Below are 18,450 nucleotides of genomic sequence, written 5' to 3'. Positions count from 1 at the left end.
TATAAATAAAATTAACATTTTAAATAAATATGCACAGTTTCAGATAACTGAGAATTTTAATTAAAAAATGCTTTCATTTCATATTGAAGTGGTGGCATTTTTAAATTTAAAATTTTTCTTTTTTCATTATAATGAATTATATAATTATCTACAATATTTTTTACTTCTAAAATATTTTTACAGTGTGATAATTCTGAGTTCTCGTTTTTAAGAATTGAAAATTGATTTTCAATCGGTGAATTATCTAAACAATTGCCTCTTCTTGACATACTTATATTTATACCGTGTTTTTTTAATAATTTTTCATAAGCTTTTGAAGTGAAATGAATACCTTGATCAGAATTAATAGTTAATTCACCTTTGATTATTTTTCTTTTAATAATTGCTTCTTTGATACAATTATTTACTCAATTTACTGTTGGAGTTGTTGTTAAAGAATAATTTACTATTAAATTACTAAATAAATCCTTGATTGCAAATAAATATACTCATTCTGTGATTGTTTTAACATACGTAATATCAATTGATCACTTTTGATTAGTTTTTTCAGCTTTAAAATTACGTTTTAATAGATATTTATGTCGAATATGTTCATTTGTCATTTTTAAGAAATGATTAATTTTTTTTCTTGTTTTAATTCTTACACTAGAAATTCTATTAGCTAATTTCATATAACGATAAACTGTTGAATTCGACACATTAATTTTTTGCTCTTCCAAAGATAATTTAATTTGTCTGTGTCCTTTAATACTATTTTCTCTATGAATTGCTTTAATTATTTCATATATTGAATAATCAATATTTGGTTGATATTCATCACAATTTTTTGAATATTTATTTCAAGTATCATATTAAATTCTTAATTCTTTTAAATATCATGATAAAGTAATTTTTGAAACTTGCAATTCTGATTTAATAAAAGCAATTTGTTTTCTAATGTTTGTTTTTGTTTTTATCTTTGGAAGAGCTTCAAGCTTTTTTAAAACTTCATTCTCAGCTTTTATTCTTTCATTTTCTTTTTTTAATAAATAGTTTTCACGTTCTAAGGGGTTTTTAAACTTATTTAATTCAAAATCTTTTCGCTTTTTTCGTTCTTTTAGAATTTCTTTATTTTGTTGAAATTGATTTACTCATTTTGAAATAGTTGCTAAACTAATATGATATTCTTTTGCTATTTCACTATAAGATTTATTGTTAATTGAGTATTCATTAACAATTTTTTCTTTAAATTCAAAAGAATGATCTTTAGACCCTTTTATTTTACCTTTAGCCATATAAAAATGTTTCTCCTAACTTTATATATTAATAATAATCTAGAAAAATTTTTATTTATATATCTCAGTTAAAAGAAACATTGCACATTTTAAATAAATCTCTTTTTTATTTTTATCTAGGTTTAAATGTAATTTTAACAGGATTATCACTCATATTTACCATATTTAATATACTCAAAGCATTTAAGTCTATGATTATACCTTTATCATTACCTAAGTAATAAGTTCAATTTGCCGATAAATTAGCAAATACTACTTTTGAAAATCTAATTTTTAATTTTACATCATTAGTATAATATGCTTGTAAATATGTTTCTGTAATTTTTTCATTATCATTATTAGATAATTTTGTTATTTGTAATAAAAATTTAATATATTCAATGATTCCAACTTTTTCAGTTTTATATTTATTTGCATATTCTTTACTTGGCAAACCATCAGTATAAGCAGTAGCAAGTGTTTGAATTTTATTAGTTATATTATCAGTATATAAAGTTATTGTATTTTCAAAATTAACTTTATCAGTTTGTGATATACCTGCATTTTGTAAAGCAATATTAGATAATGTTCCATAATTATATGCACAAAACTCATTATAACCACCACCTAAAATACTTACATCTCTATTATTAATAAAATGCTCTATATCAGGTTTCGAACATCTAACTTGTAAATTATTAAGATTACTTATTTCAATTTTTTTATATGAACTAATAAATTTATCAATACTTTGAATTGTTGGGTCAATTTGTTTTAAATCAACTTCAATTTCATAATAAGCATTATTAAATTCATCATAAAATAAATTAACAGGAATTACAGAATTTTTTGGTTTTTTACATTGTGCTGGGGCTGTAATTTTAGTTTTTAATGGTTGTACTACATTAGCGCCTCAAATATCTTTTGTATATTCTGAATAATTATATGGCACTGGTGGTAATACATATTCAGGGTAATTAAATGTTGGTATTTCATAGTCATGTGGTAATAAGAAACTAGTTTTATAATTAGTTGTCATATCGCGTAAATAATTATTTAAGGTACTTTTTGTTTTACCTCTGAAACTCCATACTGATAAACGTAAATAATCTTCTTCATTATTGGTATATGGGTTATCAGCATAAAAGATAATTTCAAAATTACCTTTATATAATGCTTGTATTGAAAACATATCAATAATATAACTACAATTTGTCCCATCTGGTGTTTGTAAGAATTCACAATCATTATCTTCTTCACTATAACTAACTGGTGTTTGAGCATCTACTGCTGTTGTAAGTTCATTAATTAAATAAATTCGGTTAGTTTTTTCGTTTAATTGTTTTAAATTATATGTTGAATAAACTATATTATTTGTTGGTTTACCATCCTTAGTTAAAACAGTACCTACTAATTTATCAGTTAATAAAGTAGTAAACCCGAAACTAGTAGCATTTGCTCCAAAAATAGCACCAACTTTATCATTGCCTTGTTCTCTAAATATTTCAAAAGGTAAATAACATTTACCTTTTGAGTTTTCAGACCAAAAAGCATCATTATAAAAACTATAAATATTAGCACTCATAAATCCATTTAATCATTGAAAATTAGGTCAAGTTTTTTCATCTTGATTAATAACTCAGCCTCAAGGAATACCAAACGAAATAAAGTTTAAGAATTTACCAACTCCGCCTGGTATCGTAAAAGGATTAAAAACTAACTTTTGAGTATAATTTAAAGGTAAGACAGTAATTTGGCGATTAATAAAATTATTCATATTTAAAATATCTCAAACATTACATGAACCCATTTTATTGTATTCAATTTGAACACTACCAACAGTATTACCAAATTCATCTTTTCTTCTAAAATATGATGATGCTTGGGTACTAATAATATTATTAACGTCACCACTATTTACTTTTATTTGACTTGGTGGTGTTATTTTTCAATTTTTAGACCAATAAAATTTAGAGTCCTTATTTTCTTCATTAATAGTTGTTCCAACAGCGGGATTAGTTGCTGTCGAACTTTCTTGGTCAGTTATAACAATACCCTCACTATTTTTTTGCTTTCAAAAATCATATCTACTTTCCATATCTTTTTTTCAGTTTTCATAACCGGTTATCATTGTTGGTTGAATCCCTTGAATGTTATATCAACTTACTTCTGGTGATGCATAAGTATTTACTTTATCAGGCGGACACGGATACATGTTATACATTAATAAATCTCGTGAATTCATTACTTTTGGATTAAATTGACCTTTAATAATTGGTCTCCCAATTACAGGCATATCAAAAAAGATCGGATTACCATAAAATTTAACGGCCATTGCTCTAACACCGGGGTCTTTTAATAACATATCATCTAATTCAATAGTTGATGTATTTGTTTTCTCATTATAAGTTATTTTAGGAAAACAATAACCTTCCCCAGGTGCTGATGTTTGAATAAATTGTCGTACTGATAAACCACTATTACTAATTTTGTCATTAATACTTGAAAAGGTAATTTCTTGTCATAAAAAACTACCATCATATGGTGAATAATAATTAATAACATTTGATGGATATAATCATTGTCTATCTTGGGGAGCAATATTTATATTACCTCCACCAATATTTAATCCATGGTCATTAAAAACCGTATAAAAATTATAATAATCATTAATATTTAATTTACTTGCATCTTCATCTAAAATTAATAAAGTATATTGTCTTTCAGTTGATTGCTGAGTAAATACTTGTTCAAATTTAGCTTCTCCAAATTGAATTGAACTTCTATCATCAATCATATAAGCATCTCAATATTTACCAACCTTAACTTCTTTTGTATAAAAATTATCAGCTTTATTATCATTATTAATAAAATAACTTAATTTATATTGCTTTAAGTATGCTAACATTCTATTAATATCATAAATGTTTTCACCATCAATTAATTTTCAATAAACATTATTATTTTCATCTTTTAATTTTATAGCGAAAGGTGTTTCATTATTTGCTCATATAGTTGAATTAATTGATTGTTTACTAAAATCATCAATTGTTAATATCTTAATTTCTTCACCTTTATGTTTTTGAACTATTTTTAAACTATCTTGTCATTGAGCAATCGTACTTTCCATATTATCAAATATTCTTGAATAACTACCATAATCACTAGGCTTTGCGTTATTAGGTTTTCAACCTGTTTCAGTATCAGGAATATATGAACTATAAACATTAAAAGGAAATACCATTCAATGTCTATTATCTTTTATATTTTCTCTGATATCTATTAAAGTATCGTGGGCTTGTCTTCTTAATTCTTCGATAACTCCTGGGTTAATTCTACTCATTTTTTAATTCTCCTTTATTTCCGTTCTACCTTGTAAGGCGTTTTGATTATTACCAGTTTCATCATATTCTAGTAATTTATTATTATGTTCGATTTCTTTGGCTTGCATTTTATCTTGTCATTCTTCTACTTTCTCAAAATATTTTGTTGCTTCTAATTCATCAATATTGTCATATTCAGTTATAGCTCTTATTGGTTCCATTGTGCCATTATCTAATATAGCAGTAATTAATTCATTTTGTCGCATTTGGTCAACTAAACTAGCACTAATAAAATCAAAACCATAAGGCCGTTCACCAATACCATCTCATAAACCATAATATTTTAAAACAGTATCAAACATCTTAGTATAATATTGCTTACGATATGCTTGTAAATATGCTTGTTTTTCTAAGTCTTTTGTTTTAGTTAATAATGACTGTGTTTTATTCTGGTCATTATCTGATTTATCACCAAAAGGACTAGAAAAATGACATGCTAAATATACTTGTTCAATAATTGATTTTTGATCTTCAGTATATGTTTCTAAGGTTGGTGCACCTTGTACTACTTGTAAAGATTGTGATGATGTCCCATCTGCTGCCGTTTGACCTGATTGAATGAAAATATCATCAAATACATCTTGTAATGCTTTTTTATTTCCCATATTGTAAGCATTCATTAAACCATCATCTAATACCCCATATCAGTGCGTACGATTAGCTCATCGTTCTTTTGATTTAATATTAAAACTATCTTCTAAATCAAATTGTAATTTATAACAATTTGCCATTGTAGGTCATGGATTTAATGTAGTTGAAGTTGATAAGAACAACGGATTAGGTTCATTAATCATTTCTCAAAAAGGTACTATACCTAATTTATTTTTAAATTCTTGAACTAAAAAAGGTCTAACATCATCTTTAATTTGTGTTTTACTTTGTCCAACAACTACCTCGTTATTTTTTGGTCAACCTTTAATAACTATTTTATCTTTGGTACAAATTAAATTTAAAATAAATCCACTGTCTGATTGATGATAATTTAATCAAATATCAGCCCCTTGTTCAATTTCATTTATTTTACTTACACGAGATGTAAAGTTAAAAGGGTTAATTCATAAATCAATATTGCCATCACTAGTTTCTAATAAACCAAAAATAGTTTTACCCATTAAACTTGCTGTTAATTCGTTTTTATCTAACTTTTCTTTTATTTTATAATTTTCATATCATCAATTTAATTTTTCTAAAATATCTTTACGATGAGACTTAAATAAAATATCTTTACCATTTATTAATCGCATTTGATGACGAGCAATAATATTTGCTAAATTAATTGTTCAATCATAATTATAAAATTTTAAAACACTATTAATATCACTTAAGTTTGGTAAACTAGGGAAAGTATTATTCATGGTTATTTTGCTCCTTTAATTTTAAGATAAGTGCATAATTAATAATATTTACTGTTAATAAATTTGGCTCATTTGCTAAAACTTGAACACATACTTTAACTTTTTGATATTTTTTAATATATTCGTTATATAAATTTAATTTACATATTGCGATATTATCTTTTTTTAATTCTTGACAAAGTCTTTTTTTAACTTGTCCACAAACAGACATATAAGGTCTTTTTGCATTTATTACACGTTCATCATGGATTACATAAATATCTTTTTTCATTAAGTTATTCACTCCCTTTGTTGTAATAATTTATAATCTGCTGAATTATTATGTTTAACCATTGGTATTAATTCAAAATGTAAAGCATAAAAATCACTATCAAATGTATCAATCATATAAGTCTAACATTCGTTCTTCTCTGGCATCTGGTTTATCTTCTCATTGAATTAATTCATATTGGGTTTTACTGACAGGACATTTTTCTCATAATCATTTTAATTGGTTTGTATTTATTAACATTGTAAATGCTTCAATCCGATGTCTTATTTTAAATTTCTGTTTTTGTGCTGGTTTAAATGTCATATATTGCCCAAAAGTATAATTATATTTTTCTCTATTTAAACTTTGTAATGTTGAATATGCACTATCATCAACATTTATACTAATACCCTGCTGTATTAAATTAAAGTATTGATTTAATTGATTATTATAAAACTCTAAAATATCTTTTACTTGTTCTAATTCTGTTTTAAATTGCTGTGTAGCATTTGAATGCGTATACTCAGAAGATTTATAAGCTTTTTTATCAAATGAATTATATAGTCAAAAACTAGCGGCAGTAGTATGTCCCTTAGGACTGGTCGCGTTAGCAATATCAACACCACCTAATAATTTCGTTGGTTGAATAATATCTGTTGCTTGCATAATATCAATATATCTTGCAAAAATTGAACCACTAGTATTACCGGGCAATCCTCAACTCCATACTCTTGCTCTTTCAATATCTAATTGTTCTAATCTTAATTGTTCATTAACTTTATCTTGTGGTAATTTATAATTAAGTCTTCAACTAGAATAATGAATAATAATTTTCATATTTCATTTTTCAATATATTTAATTTGTTCATATTTACTACGCATTATTTCTTCATTAAAAGATAATAATTCATTACAATAACCAACAATATATCTTTTTAAACTTTCAGGATTACACGTATTAATTGTTATTTTATTTTGATAACCACGAATAGCAAACTCTAAATCACTTAAATCTTTTTGTTGAAATTGGTCACATTCTTCTCTTCAATCAATTACTAATTTATACTTATTCAAATCAGCAAAGGCTTTTAATTTTTCTTTTCGACTTGGTGAATGTAAACCTTTACAATATATTTTGCTACCATTTGATAAAGTAAAAGTAAAATTTGATAAATTAATACTATAAGGTATATTATTTTCATCTAACATATTTCATATATTTTGAAATACACTATCTTTTAAATCTTTACTCCAATACATACTAGCAATTATACAAATTGGTTCTTTAATTAATAAACTAATTTTTAATAATTCACCAAACATTTTAATATTTGATATAGTCTTACCACTATATCGTGTTCCAATTTGATTAATTTCATTAACTAATTCATATTTCTTAACAAATGGATATTTATTACCAATATTACTATTTTGTAATAACCAATAAGGAGTTTCTAATAAATAAGTAAAATGATTAAGCATTATTTTCAGTTTCTTTTTTAATATCTCTAATATCCGTTTGTAAATTAACAATTATTGGTTGTTGATTATTTAAGTTTAATTCTTTTTCAAGTTCTTTTTCTTGTAGTGAATATTTATAATTAAATGCACGCTGTCAATATAACCTAGTACCTTCTGGCGTTTTAACCATTTGTTTAATAAGTTCACTTTCTATTTTATCAACTTGTTTTTCAAGTAAAGGAACTATCTTTTCGCTCCGATAAATTTCTTGTCTTCAATGGCGAGAAAGATTTAATTTATTGGTTAAATCATTTAAAGTATAGGGGATATTAGGTGATTTATCACGTCAAAACTGCTCTATTTTACGATAAAATGTTCGTAAACTTGCTGTTTTTGGATTAAATTCTTTCATTTTTACTCCTTTTTCCATACTAAAATTGCTATTATTTAATAAATATGATTAAATAAAAGAGTAAACTATATCTGAAAATATAACAAAGAACCATCGCGGTTCTTTTTTTATCATTTACATTTTACATCAAAATAAAAAAAAGTAAACTTAATTACCGCAATGTTTCTCCTAAATTTATATATTAATAATAATCTAGAAAAATTTTTATTTATATATCTCAGTTAAAAGAAACATTGCAGTAAACTTAATTACTTTATTTTTTATAAACAGCTTTAAGAGACAGAATTTACTTACTGTTTATCACTTAGATTATATACTTATAAAAATAATTGTCAATAATTTTTAATTTAATGTTATAAATATTTTAAAAAGAATTGGAGACAGAAAAATGCAAAAATATACACATGTAAAATTTGATGAACGAAATTTATTTAAAGATTTATTATTTTCTGATATTTGTAAAAAGAAAAATGATTCAATTAATTTATCAGAAATAGCACGGCAAATGAATCGTGGAATTAATACTGTTAAAAGAGAAATAAAGCGATTTAAAAAGGTAGAAGATTATATGCCAGTTGAAGCACAAAAAGATTATAAACAAAAGCGAAAAAGGTCTATTAAAAAACTACCTACATTTACAGAAGAGCAGCAAGAATTTTTAAATTTACGATTTAATATTTTTGGTGATTCGCCAGCGTAAATTATTCATCGATATTTTATAAAGTTTGGTGTTAAATTTCCTGCTTGTGTTAAAACTTTTTATAAATGAATTTATTTAGGTCTTTTGGGTTTGTTAAAGAAAAATTTATTAAATGGTGGCAGAAGAAATATAACAAAGAAAAGACCTGATAATCGCGGAAAATTAGATGATAAATTCAAATCAATATGAGATATTGAAAATAAAAAATCTAATGTTGGTTTTTTTGAAATGGATACCGTAGTTGGAAAAGACCATCAATCTAGTTGTTTGGTATTAGTTGAACAAAATAGTAAAAATTATTTTGCAATTAAATTAGGAGAACATACTGCTAATGAGGTTTTAGAAAAACTTGAAGAATTAGTTAAAATTAATGGTTTGGTTGGAAAAATTAAAGGAATAATAACTGATAGAGGAAAAGAATTTAGTAAGTTTGAAGAAATAGAAAATATTACTGGTTCTAATATTTATTTTTGTGATCCGGGTTCACCAAAACAAAAACCATTAATTGAAAGAATGAACCGTGAATTTAGAAAACGGTATATTAAGGGAACGGATTTTAATAATGTTACTCAACAAGAAATAGATTGAGTAGTTAATGTTATGAATGAAAAATTAAGGCCTTGTTTGAATTGAAGAACATCTAAAGAAGTATTTTTAAATAATTTTAGATAAGTTTATTTTAAAAATTTAATAAATTATTTTTCAGTGTGCTTAAATATGCTTAAAATAGACTAAATTTACAAATATTTTAATTTTTTTAAAAAAATAGTTGCATTTATTTTAAATGATGTTATTATCATACTAACAAGAGACAGAATTTGCTGCTTGAATTTACATAATACAACTTTTAATTTTATTGTCAATATATTTTTCTATTTTTTGTCCTTATCTTGTGATAATTTCGTAATAGTTATCTATCAAAAATTTCGCAATCATTTAAAATTAAAAATGATTGCGAAATTTTTGATAGATAACTATTACGAAATTATCACAAGATAAGGACAAAAAATAGAAAAATATATTGACAATAAAATTAAAAGTAATATAATCTAGATAAGTAAGTGGTATATTATTCCACAATTTCTAAGGTATTAATTAAAACCCTTAAATAATTTATACAACCATTATCTATATAGAAAGAAGGAATTTTACAATGGTATTATTAAATGATAAGAAACAAGATTTAACTTTAAAAGCAATTTTTAAAGGTGACGAAATTAATCCCTTAGTTGTTCAAGAAAATGGCACAACAACTTTAATTTCAGAACAAAAAACAATTTATGCTTATTTTGAAAAATCATTAACTTTTAAAAGTGCAGAAGATTTTATAAAAAAATTTATGACAACAATCAAATATAATTTAAACATTGATGTTGATACTTTCAAAAAAAGAGCCAAAGCAAATAGTCATCTTTTCCAAGCCTTAGCCGAAGGAACACTATATGCATTAAATGATAGTTATAATTTAAAAACAGGTAAAAAAGAAAAAACAGATTACACAGTTAATTTAATTCACACCTGTGAAAAAGCGCCTACCGTATTTAAAGAAATTCAAATTAAAATGGAGTTTGTGAACTTTGCTCGTATGTTACAAGATACTCCTCCAAATTTAATGTATCCAGAAGTTTTTGCTGAAAAAATTACAGCAGTGGCAAAAGGAATACCAAATTTAAAAGTGAAAATTTTAGATAAAAAAGAAATTGAAAAAGAAAAAATGAGGTTACTTTTAGCTGTTAATGCTGGAAGTTACTTAGAACCACGCGTTGTTGTTTTAGAATATTTAGGTGATAGTAGCAAAAAAGAAAAAGTTGGGTTAATTGGAAAAGGAATTACTTTTGATAGTGGTGGATATAATTTAAAACCTTCAACAGCCTTAACTGGAATGAAATTTGATATGTCTGGAGCAGGAATTGTTTGTTCAACTGTCTTAGCTTTAGCAAAAGCCCAAGTTAAAACAAATATTGCCGCAGTAGCTTGTTTAACAGAAAACCGTATTGGTGGTAAAGCAACCCTAACAGAATCAGTTATTACTTCAATGAATGGAAAAACAGTTCAAATTGACAATACTGATGCTGAAGGAAGATTAGTCCTAGCCGATGGTATTACTTATGCTATTCGTAAATTAAATGTTTATAAATTAATTGAAGCTTCAACTTTAACTGGAGCAATTCTAGTTGCCTTAGGAAAATTATTAACTGGAGTCTTTGCTAACAATGATGCTTGATATGATCAATTTGCTCAAGCAGCAACTAATGCCCATGAAGGAATTTGAAGAATGCCAATTTTAGAAGAGCACACTGCCGTAATGCGAAAAACACCAATTGCCGATTTAACAAATGCTGAAAGTTCACGTTTTGCTGGTAGCTCAACTGCTGCTGCCTTCCTATGCGAATTTGTGGAAGAAAAACCATATATTCATTTAGACATTGCTGGAACAGCAGATACTAATAATGGTCGTGGAACCGGAATAATGATTAAAACATTATTTGAACTATTTAAAGGATAATCCCAAACATTTTGCAACCGCAAGATGTTTTTTTATTGCATGTAGAATAAAGGATGAAGTAGGAAAAAACAACTCTTATTAAAGGATTGTTTTTTTTATTTGCCAAATTGTAAAGTTAAGTGCAACTAAATTATTTTTCTAACCAAATATTCGATTGGCGAAAGATAATTTAGTATTTTTCTTGGTCTTTGGTTTAAAGACAATATAAATTTATGAACTGCATTTTTAGTAGTATTTGAAAAATTAAATTTTTTAGGAAATTTTTCTCTAATTAAACCATTAGTATTTTCATTAGTACCTCTTTGTCAGGGTGAATATGCATTAGCAAAATAAATTTTCACATTTAAATTTTTTTCAAGTTGTTGTCAATTAGCAAATTCTTTACCACGATCAAATGTTATAGTCTTAACAAGATTATTTGGAAGAATTGATAAATAATGGCTAATATTTTCGTTAATAACTTTAGTAGTTCTATTTTCAACTAATATTGCTAAAGTAAATCTTGATGTTCTTTCAACTAAAGTTATTAAACATGATTTACTTTTACCTCGTGATGATACTACGGTATCACCTTCTCAATGACCAAGAGTTACGCGATTATTAACATTAGCATTTCGTTCTTTAATTGATTTACCATTAAATTTACCCCGATTTTCTTGATATTTTCGTTTCTTACCTTTTCTTCTTAAATTTTTATTAGTAACTTTTTCAAGTAATCCAGAATAAATTCAATTGTAAATTGTTTTAAAACTAATAATTCATTCTTTATGAAAATTTTTAATTTTGCCATAAATTTGTTCGGGTGATCAACCTAATAATAATTTTTGTTGTACATATTTTACTAATTCTCTATTTTTAAACTTATGAAAATAAATATGTGATTGTTTTCTATTTTCTGCTTTATTTTGTGCAATTAATGAAAAATAATGATTATTATCTTTATTTCTATTAACTTCTCGAATAATAGTACTAATACTTCGATTAATATTTTTAGCTATTTCACTAATTTTTATTTTAAACTTCAATTGATTCTCAATATAAATTCTTTCATCTATGCCAAGATGTTTATATCCCATATAAAAACTCCTTGCTTTATTTTTTCTAAAATAAACTTAGCATCATAAAATTTTTATATGAGATTTTTTGCAATTTTATTTACTTGCACTTACAAGTATAATTCAGCATTTGTAATTTTTTTATTTTTGTTAGTATCGCAAGAAGTCTAATAAATATTTATTGAATTATTTTGATTTTTTAAATAAACACTCTTGCTTGTTGAGAAACATTTTGATTTATTAAAAATTGGTAATTATTTTTATTAAAATAAAAATTATGTTCTTTTTGCTGCACAGTTTCAGATAACTGAGAATTTTAATTAAAAAATGCTTTCATTTCATATTGAAGTGGTGGCATTTTTAAATTTAAAATTTTTCTTTTTTCATTATAATGAATTATATAATTATCTACAATATTTTTTACTTCTAAAATATTTTTACAGTGTGATAATTCTGAGTTCTCGGTTTTAAGAATTGAAAATCAATTTTCAATCGGTGAATTATCTAAATAATTGCCTCTTCTTGACATACTTATATTTATACCGTGTTTTTTTAATAATTTTTCATAAGCTTTTGAAGTGAAATGAATACCTTGATCAGAATTAATAGTTAATTCACCTTTGATTATTTTTCTTTTAATAATTGCTTCTTTGATACAATTATTTACTCAATTTACTGTCGGGGTTGTTGTTAAAGAATAATTCACTATTAAATTACTAAATAAATCCTTGATTGCAAATAAATATACTCATTCTGTGATTGTTTTAACATACGTAATATCAATTGATCACTTTTGATTAGTTTTTTCAGCTTTAAAATTACGTTTTAATAGATATTTATGTCGAATATGTTCATTTGTCATTTTTAAGAAATGATTAATTTTTTTTCTTGTTTTAATTCTTACACTAGAAATTCTATTAGCTAATTTCATATAACGATAAACTGTTGAATTCGACACATTAATTTTTTGCTCTTCCAAAGATAACTTAATTTGTCTGTGTCCTTTAATACTATTTTCTCTATGAATTGCTTTAATTATTTCATATATTGAATAATCAATATTTGGTTGATATTCATCACAATTTTTTGAATATTTATTTCAAGTAACATATGAAATTCTTAATTCTTTTAAATATCATGATAAAGTAATTTTTGAAACTTGCAATTCTGATTTAATAAAAGTAATTTGTTTTCTAATGTTTGTTTTTGTTTTTATCTTTGGAAGAGCTTCAAGTTTTTTTAAAACCTCATTCTCAGCTTTTATTCTTTCATTTTTTTTAATAAATAGTTTTCACGTTCTAAGGGTTTTTTAAACTTATTTAATTCAAAATCTTTTCGCTTTTTTCGTTCTTTTAGAATTTCTTTATTTTGTTGAAATTGATTTACTCATTTTGAAATAGTTGCTAAACTAATATGATAGACTGCACCCAAAAAAGTAAGTAAAGAAAAAAAGTCTTTGCTAAACTTTTAAAGGAGGTGCATTTTTATATGGCAAGAAAAGGACAAAAATTTAATAAATATACAGCAGATTTTCGAAAAATGATAGGACAAAAGGTTAAAAATAATAGTATAAGTTTTATTGCAAAAAAATATGCAATTAATAAAAAAACCGTTGCTTCATGGTATGAAAATTTTAAGAAAGGGATTTTAAACACCAATAAAGGTCCAAAAGAATCATTTGAAAAAAGAGATTTAAACTATTACAAAGTTAGGTATGAATTACTAAAAAAGCTTCATGACTTTTACAATTAAATAAAAGAAAAATTGTATTTTTTATCAAAGAAAACCTTAATAAATATCCACTAAATTTATTACTTGATGTAACAAATTTAAAGCGTAGTTATTGAGATAAATATAAAAATTATTCAAGTAATGGTAAGGATAGCGAATCATTAAAAAATATTGTAAAAGTCTATGAAGAAAATTTAAAACAATTTGGTTATCGTAGAATTACCAAATATTTAAAATAAGATTATGGCATTGTTTATAATGCTAAGAAAGTATTACGAATTATGAAAGAAAATAATATTCAAGCTGAATATGTAAAGCGTATGCGTAGAAAAATATTAATAAAACAAAATAGAAATAAAAATATCATTAAATATCCTGATTTAGTAAATCGTAATTTTAATGATATTAAAGAAAGATTTTCAATTTTATTTACTGATGTAACTTATTTAATTTGAAATGGTAAAAAACATTATCAATCAACAATAATTGATGGATATACTAAAGAAATTATTGATGTAAAATGATCAAAATTTAATAATAACAAACTTGTAATTGATAATTTAAATGCTGCAATTAATAAAATTAAAAAAATAAAAAAAGATCTAAATAAAACAATAATTCATTCAGATCACGGATATCAATATACATCTAAAGATTATAATAGTAAATGTTTAGATAACAAAATTATAATTTCAATGGGTAAAAATTATCATTGTGCAGACAACATTATTATTGAAAGTTTTCATTCATTACTTAAAAAAGGAACAATCCATAATAAAAATTATAAATCTCATAATGAATATATTAATGATGTTAAAAAATGAAATAAATGATATTCAAACCAAAAAGAAAAAGATATAATAAATGAAAGTTTGTAAACCTTTTTATTAATACTTATTAAACGGGGTGCAGTCTAAAATACAATTTTTCTTTTATTTAATTGTAAAAGTCATGAAGCTTTTTTAATAATTCATACCTAACTTTGTAATAGTTTAAATCTCTTTTTTCAAATGATTCTTTTGGACCTTTATTGGTGTTTAAAATCCCTTTCTTAAAATTTTCATACCATGAAGCAACAGTTTTTTTATTAATTGCATATTTTTTTGCAATAAAACTTATACTATTATTTTTAATCTCTTGTCCTATCCTTTTTCGAAAATCTGCTGTATATTTATTAAATTTTTGTCCTTTTCTTGCCATATAAAAATGCACCTCCTTTAAAAGTTTAGCAAAGACTTTTTTTCTTTACTTACTTTTTTGGGTGCAGTCTAAAGAAAGCGATCAAAAAAATGAAGTATCTCCTATATTCCAAACAAACAATAATCTATTAGATGAGATTCTACAAATAGAAGAAAAGTAATTTATAATGGAAAAAACTATGAATAGTAAAACTAATTTAGAATTATATAACGAGTGAATTAAAAAAATAAAAACATTGTTTGTTTGAAAATTAAAAAGATATTATCTAATTTAGTTAATGAATTAAAAAATAGTAAAAGGTTTTATTTTAATAAAAAACAAGCAAGTGGTGCAATAATTTTTATAGAAAGGTTTTGTCATCTTTCAACTGGTGAATATGCGGGGCAAAATTTTAAATTAGAATTATGACAAAAAGCATTTATAGAAGCATTATTTGGTTTTTATGAAAAAGAAAACAATATTCGTAGATTTAAAGAAGCATTATTAGTTGTTGGTAGAGGGAATGGTAAATCAACCTTAGCATCTGCTATTGCTTTAAAATGTTTGTTATTGGATAACGAAAAAAGAGCAAGTATATATACAGTTGCAACGAAAAAAGAGCAAGCAAAAATAATTTTTGATGAAGTTAAAAGTATGATTAGACAAGAAGAATGATTAAATAGTAAATTAAAAATAACAAGAGATAAAATAGAATTTTTAAGAGATTGATCACATTTTCAACCATTAGCATCAGAAGATAAAACATTAGATGGTTTAAATCCATATGTAGTAATTTTAGATGAATTGGCGGCTATGAAAAAAAGAGACTTATATGATGTTATTAAATCAGCAACATCAAAAAGAAAAAATACATTAATGCTTTTAATTACAACAAGTGGAAGTACTCGTGAAAGTATTTATGATGAGAGATATGAATATGCTTAAAAAGTATTAAATAATATTTATCAAAACGATAATTTTTTACCTTGAATATATGAATTAGATAATTTTAATGAATGAAAAAAATTTAAAAATCTATATAAAGCAAATCCAAATCTTGGTATTTATAAAAATATTGAAAAGTTAAAAGAAGAATGAGAAACAGCAATTAACCAACCATTACAACAACCAAGTTTTTTAACTCGCCATTGTAATATTGCTTCACTGCAAGAAACTTCATTATTTAATTTTGGCTCTTTACAAGAAAAAAATAATAAAAATGTTAATTTAGAAGATTATTTTAAAAATAAATATTGTACTATTGGTATTGATTTATCACAAACAATGGACTTAACTGCTGTTGTAATTTTAATACCCGAAAAAACTGGTGAGTTTTTTATTTTTCCACATTTTTTTATTCCCCGAGAAAGAGCATATAAAAATGAAAAAGAAGACAAAGTTTTATATTCTGTTTGAGAAAAACAAGGATACATAACTTTTACACTTGGATCCGCTGTAAATAGAGATGAAATAATTGATTATATTATTGAGACTGTTAAAAAATATAATTTAATTTGTGTAAAAATTGGATATAATAGATATTATGCAGATTATATAAAAGAAAAATTGGAACAAAACGGTTTTTATAATAGAACAGAAGTTGTCACAAATGGTATATATACAATATCACCATTAGTAAAATCGATTGCTCCATTATTTTATGATGATAAAATTATTTATAATAATCACCCTATTTTTAAATGAAATTTAGATAACACAAAACTTATAACAGATAGCAAAGAAAATGTTATGCCAATTAAAAAAAGTTCACGTAAAAGGATTGATGGTTTTATGGCATTATTATTTGCTTATAAAATGTATATAAATAATGAACAACATTTTAAAATTTATCAAACAGACATAGGAAAAAATTTTAATGATTAACTAATTTTAAAGTACATTTTTTATAAAGACTTGTACTTTTTTAAATAATGATGGTATCATCGTGACGACTTAAATTATTGATTTAAGTAAGGGAGGGTAATAAAATTGCTCTGTGATTTAAGAAAAAACAAAAAAAAATAAATAATAATTTATCCAAAAAACAAAATTTTATGTATATTAATCATGACTTTAAAACTTTTTTATCAAATTTTACTAATAATTATGAAATTGATGTTGTTAAAAGCACAATTAATCGAATAGCAAGTGATATTGCCCAGTTAAAAGAAATACCACAGTGTGTCGAAAAAGAAAATATTAAAACCACAAATAAATATAATTTAAAATATTTATTAAATGTTAGACCAAATTTAGGGATGAGTACTTATGATTTTTATTATAAAATAACAACTAATTTGTTTTTACAAGGAAATACTTTTATTTATATTCAATGAGAAAATGACAAAATTAATTCTTTAATTCCTATTGAGTATGATTTTTTAGAAATTTTATTCGATAAAAATAATCAATATTTTATAAAGTTTTATTTAAATAACACAAATTTAGTATTACCATATGATGATTTAATACATTTACGAAAATTTTATAATAAAGGATTATTCGGAGAAATTCCAAATAAATCATTAGAATATTCAACAAAATTACTAGAAGAGATGATTAATTCCTCAATTAATAATTTAAAACAATCAGGTAATTTAAAAGGTATATTAAAAGTTAATAATATAGTTGCTCCAGAACAATTACAAGAAAAATTAAAAGAATTTGTAGATAATAATTTACAAAATAAATATCGCGGTTTTGCCATTTTAGATAATGGTCTAGATTTTCAAGAAGTAGATTGTAATATTTCTAACTTAAATAAAGAACAAATGGAACAATATCGAAATAATATTTATAACTTTTATAATGTTGCTTCTGAAATTGTTAATGGAAAATATAGTCCAGAGCAATATCAAGGTTATGTTAGTTCTGTTATTCAACCATTATTAACACAATGAGAACAAGAATTTAGTTTTAAAATTTTCAGCAAAACGAGTACTATTGGGAAATTTACAAGATAAAACAGCATATTACGCAAAAATGTTAGAGCATAGTGTTTTATCACCAAATGAAGTTAGAAATCAAGAGGGATATGAAAGTGTTGAGGGATTAGATATTTATGGAATGACAAAAAATTCTGATTGGCAAGAACACGAAAAAATTAGCTGAATTATACTTGCACTTACAAGTATAATTCAGCTAATATATTAATGATGTTAAAAA

The 18,450-nt window shown here is 24.1% G+C and carries 18 protein-coding genes and 1 pseudogene; 8 read left to right on the top strand and 11 right to left on the bottom strand.

The genetic code is table 4. The features are described from left to right. Positions 1-56: 56 nt before the first annotated feature. The 7 genes from ACQH23_RS01580 to ACQH23_RS01550 form a co-directional block, all read right to left on the bottom strand. The gene (locus ACQH23_RS01580; RefSeq protein WP_425379281.1) at positions 57-749 is read right to left on the bottom strand and encodes an IS3 family transposase; all 693 of its coding nucleotides are present in this window, start codon (positions 747-749) and stop codon (positions 57-59) included. A gap of 102 nt (positions 750-851) precedes the next feature. Beyond that, positions 852-1,274 (bottom strand): transposase, encoded by a 423-nt coding sequence (locus ACQH23_RS01575; RefSeq protein WP_425378665.1) that lies wholly within the window; start codon positions 1,272-1,274, stop codon positions 852-854. 112 nt (positions 1,275-1,386) lie between these two features. Further along, positions 1,387-4,596, bottom strand: coding sequence for a hypothetical protein (locus ACQH23_RS01570; RefSeq protein ID WP_425378664.1), 3,210 nt, complete (start codon positions 4,594-4,596; stop codon positions 1,387-1,389). A gap of 3 nt (positions 4,597-4,599) precedes the next feature. After that, on the bottom strand, positions 4,600-5,991 hold the full coding sequence (locus ACQH23_RS01565) for a hypothetical protein (RefSeq protein WP_425378663.1): 1,392 nt from the start codon (positions 5,989-5,991) through the stop codon (positions 4,600-4,602). Continuing rightward, positions 5,984-6,262, bottom strand: coding sequence for a hypothetical protein (locus ACQH23_RS01560; protein WP_253301740.1), 279 nt, complete (start codon positions 6,260-6,262; stop codon positions 5,984-5,986). Before ACQH23_RS01560 ends, ACQH23_RS01565 begins: the two co-directional genes overlap by 8 nt. A 96-nt stretch (positions 6,263-6,358) precedes the next feature. Next, positions 6,359-7,723, bottom strand: a complete 1,365-nt coding sequence (locus tag ACQH23_RS01555; protein WP_425378662.1) for a PBSX family phage terminase large subunit — start codon at positions 7,721-7,723, stop codon at positions 6,359-6,361. After that, entirely contained in the window at positions 7,716-8,114 is a 399-nt protein-coding gene (locus ACQH23_RS01550; protein WP_425378661.1) for a hypothetical protein, read from the bottom strand. The genes ACQH23_RS01555 and ACQH23_RS01550 overlap by 8 nt, the downstream gene beginning before the upstream one ends. 388 nt (positions 8,115-8,502) lie before the next feature. Here ACQH23_RS01550 and ACQH23_RS01545 point away from each other — a divergent pair. Together ACQH23_RS01545 and ACQH23_RS01540 are read left to right on the top strand one after the other, a co-directional pair. Beyond that, positions 8,503-9,486, top strand: a pseudogene (locus tag ACQH23_RS01545) (IS30 family transposase). 481 nt (positions 9,487-9,967) lie between these two features. After that, positions 9,968-11,320, top strand: coding sequence for a M17 family metallopeptidase (locus ACQH23_RS01540; RefSeq protein WP_425378660.1), 1,353 nt, complete (start codon positions 9,968-9,970; stop codon positions 11,318-11,320). A gap of 125 nt (positions 11,321-11,445) precedes the next feature. On the opposite strand, the gene ACQH23_RS01535 is transcribed toward ACQH23_RS01540, so the two are convergent. The 3 genes from ACQH23_RS01535 to ACQH23_RS01525 all read right to left on the bottom strand — a co-directional run bounded on the left by ACQH23_RS01535 (position 11,446) and on the right by ACQH23_RS01525 (position 13,806). After that, positions 11,446-12,396 (bottom strand): IS30 family transposase, encoded by a 951-nt coding sequence (locus ACQH23_RS01535; protein WP_425377874.1) that lies wholly within the window; start codon positions 12,394-12,396, stop codon positions 11,446-11,448. A gap of 295 nt (positions 12,397-12,691) precedes the next feature. Further along, positions 12,692-13,540, bottom strand: coding sequence for an IS3 family transposase (locus ACQH23_RS01530; protein ID WP_425378659.1), 849 nt, complete (start codon positions 13,538-13,540; stop codon positions 12,692-12,694). A gap of 95 nt (positions 13,541-13,635) precedes the next feature. After that, on the bottom strand, positions 13,636-13,806 hold the full coding sequence (locus ACQH23_RS01525) for a hypothetical protein (RefSeq protein WP_425378658.1): 171 nt from the start codon (positions 13,804-13,806) through the stop codon (positions 13,636-13,638). A gap of 57 nt (positions 13,807-13,863) precedes the next feature. On the opposite strand from ACQH23_RS01525, the gene ACQH23_RS01520 reads away from it, so the two are divergent. Together ACQH23_RS01520 and ACQH23_RS01515 are read left to right on the top strand one after the other, a co-directional pair. Further along, positions 13,864-14,127, top strand: a complete 264-nt coding sequence (locus ACQH23_RS01520) for a transposase family protein (RefSeq protein ID WP_425378657.1) — start codon at positions 13,864-13,866, stop codon at positions 14,125-14,127. Positions 14,128-14,387: 260 nt separating this feature from the next. Continuing rightward, complete coding sequence (locus ACQH23_RS01515; protein WP_425377606.1) at positions 14,388-14,984, top strand: DDE-type integrase/transposase/recombinase; 597 nt, start codon at positions 14,388-14,390, stop codon at positions 14,982-14,984. Between the two features lie 58 nt (positions 14,985-15,042). On the opposite strand, the gene ACQH23_RS01510 is transcribed toward ACQH23_RS01515, so the two are convergent. Next, positions 15,043-15,306 carry a hypothetical protein gene (locus ACQH23_RS01510; RefSeq protein ID WP_425378526.1) on the bottom strand — a complete coding sequence of 88 codons (264 nt, stop codon included), beginning with the start codon at positions 15,304-15,306 and terminating at the stop codon, positions 15,043-15,045. A 243-nt stretch (positions 15,307-15,549) separates the two neighbouring features. Between ACQH23_RS01510 and ACQH23_RS01505 the strand changes: the two genes are divergently transcribed. From ACQH23_RS01505 to ACQH23_RS01490, 4 genes are all read left to right on the top strand, one after another. Beyond that, positions 15,550-16,230 carry a terminase large subunit domain-containing protein gene (locus ACQH23_RS01505; protein ID WP_425378656.1) on the top strand — a complete coding sequence of 227 codons (681 nt, stop codon included), beginning with the start codon at positions 15,550-15,552 and terminating at the stop codon, positions 16,228-16,230. Positions 16,231-16,236: 6 nt separating this feature from the next. Further along, on the top strand, positions 16,237-17,169 hold the full coding sequence (locus ACQH23_RS01500; RefSeq protein WP_425379280.1) for a terminase TerL endonuclease subunit: 933 nt from the start codon (positions 16,237-16,239) through the stop codon (positions 17,167-17,169). Positions 17,170-17,339: 170 nt separating this feature from the next. After that, positions 17,340-18,248, top strand: a complete 909-nt coding sequence (locus ACQH23_RS01495; protein WP_425378655.1) for a phage portal protein — start codon at positions 17,340-17,342, stop codon at positions 18,246-18,248. Beyond that, positions 18,229-18,438: a hypothetical protein gene (locus ACQH23_RS01490; protein ID WP_425378654.1), complete on the top strand. Its 210-nt coding sequence runs from the start codon at positions 18,229-18,231 to the stop codon at positions 18,436-18,438. Before ACQH23_RS01495 ends, ACQH23_RS01490 begins: the two co-directional genes overlap by 20 nt. Positions 18,439-18,450: the final 12 nt, after the last annotated feature.

This window comes from Spiroplasma endosymbiont of Polydrusus pterygomalis (assembly GCF_964030635.1).
In the GTDB taxonomy this organism is placed as follows: Bacteria; Bacillota_I; Bacilli_A; order Mycoplasmatales; family Mycoplasmataceae; genus Spiroplasma.
Note: the sequence above shows the minus strand (reverse complement) of the source record. Positions and strands in the feature narration are given on the sequence as shown.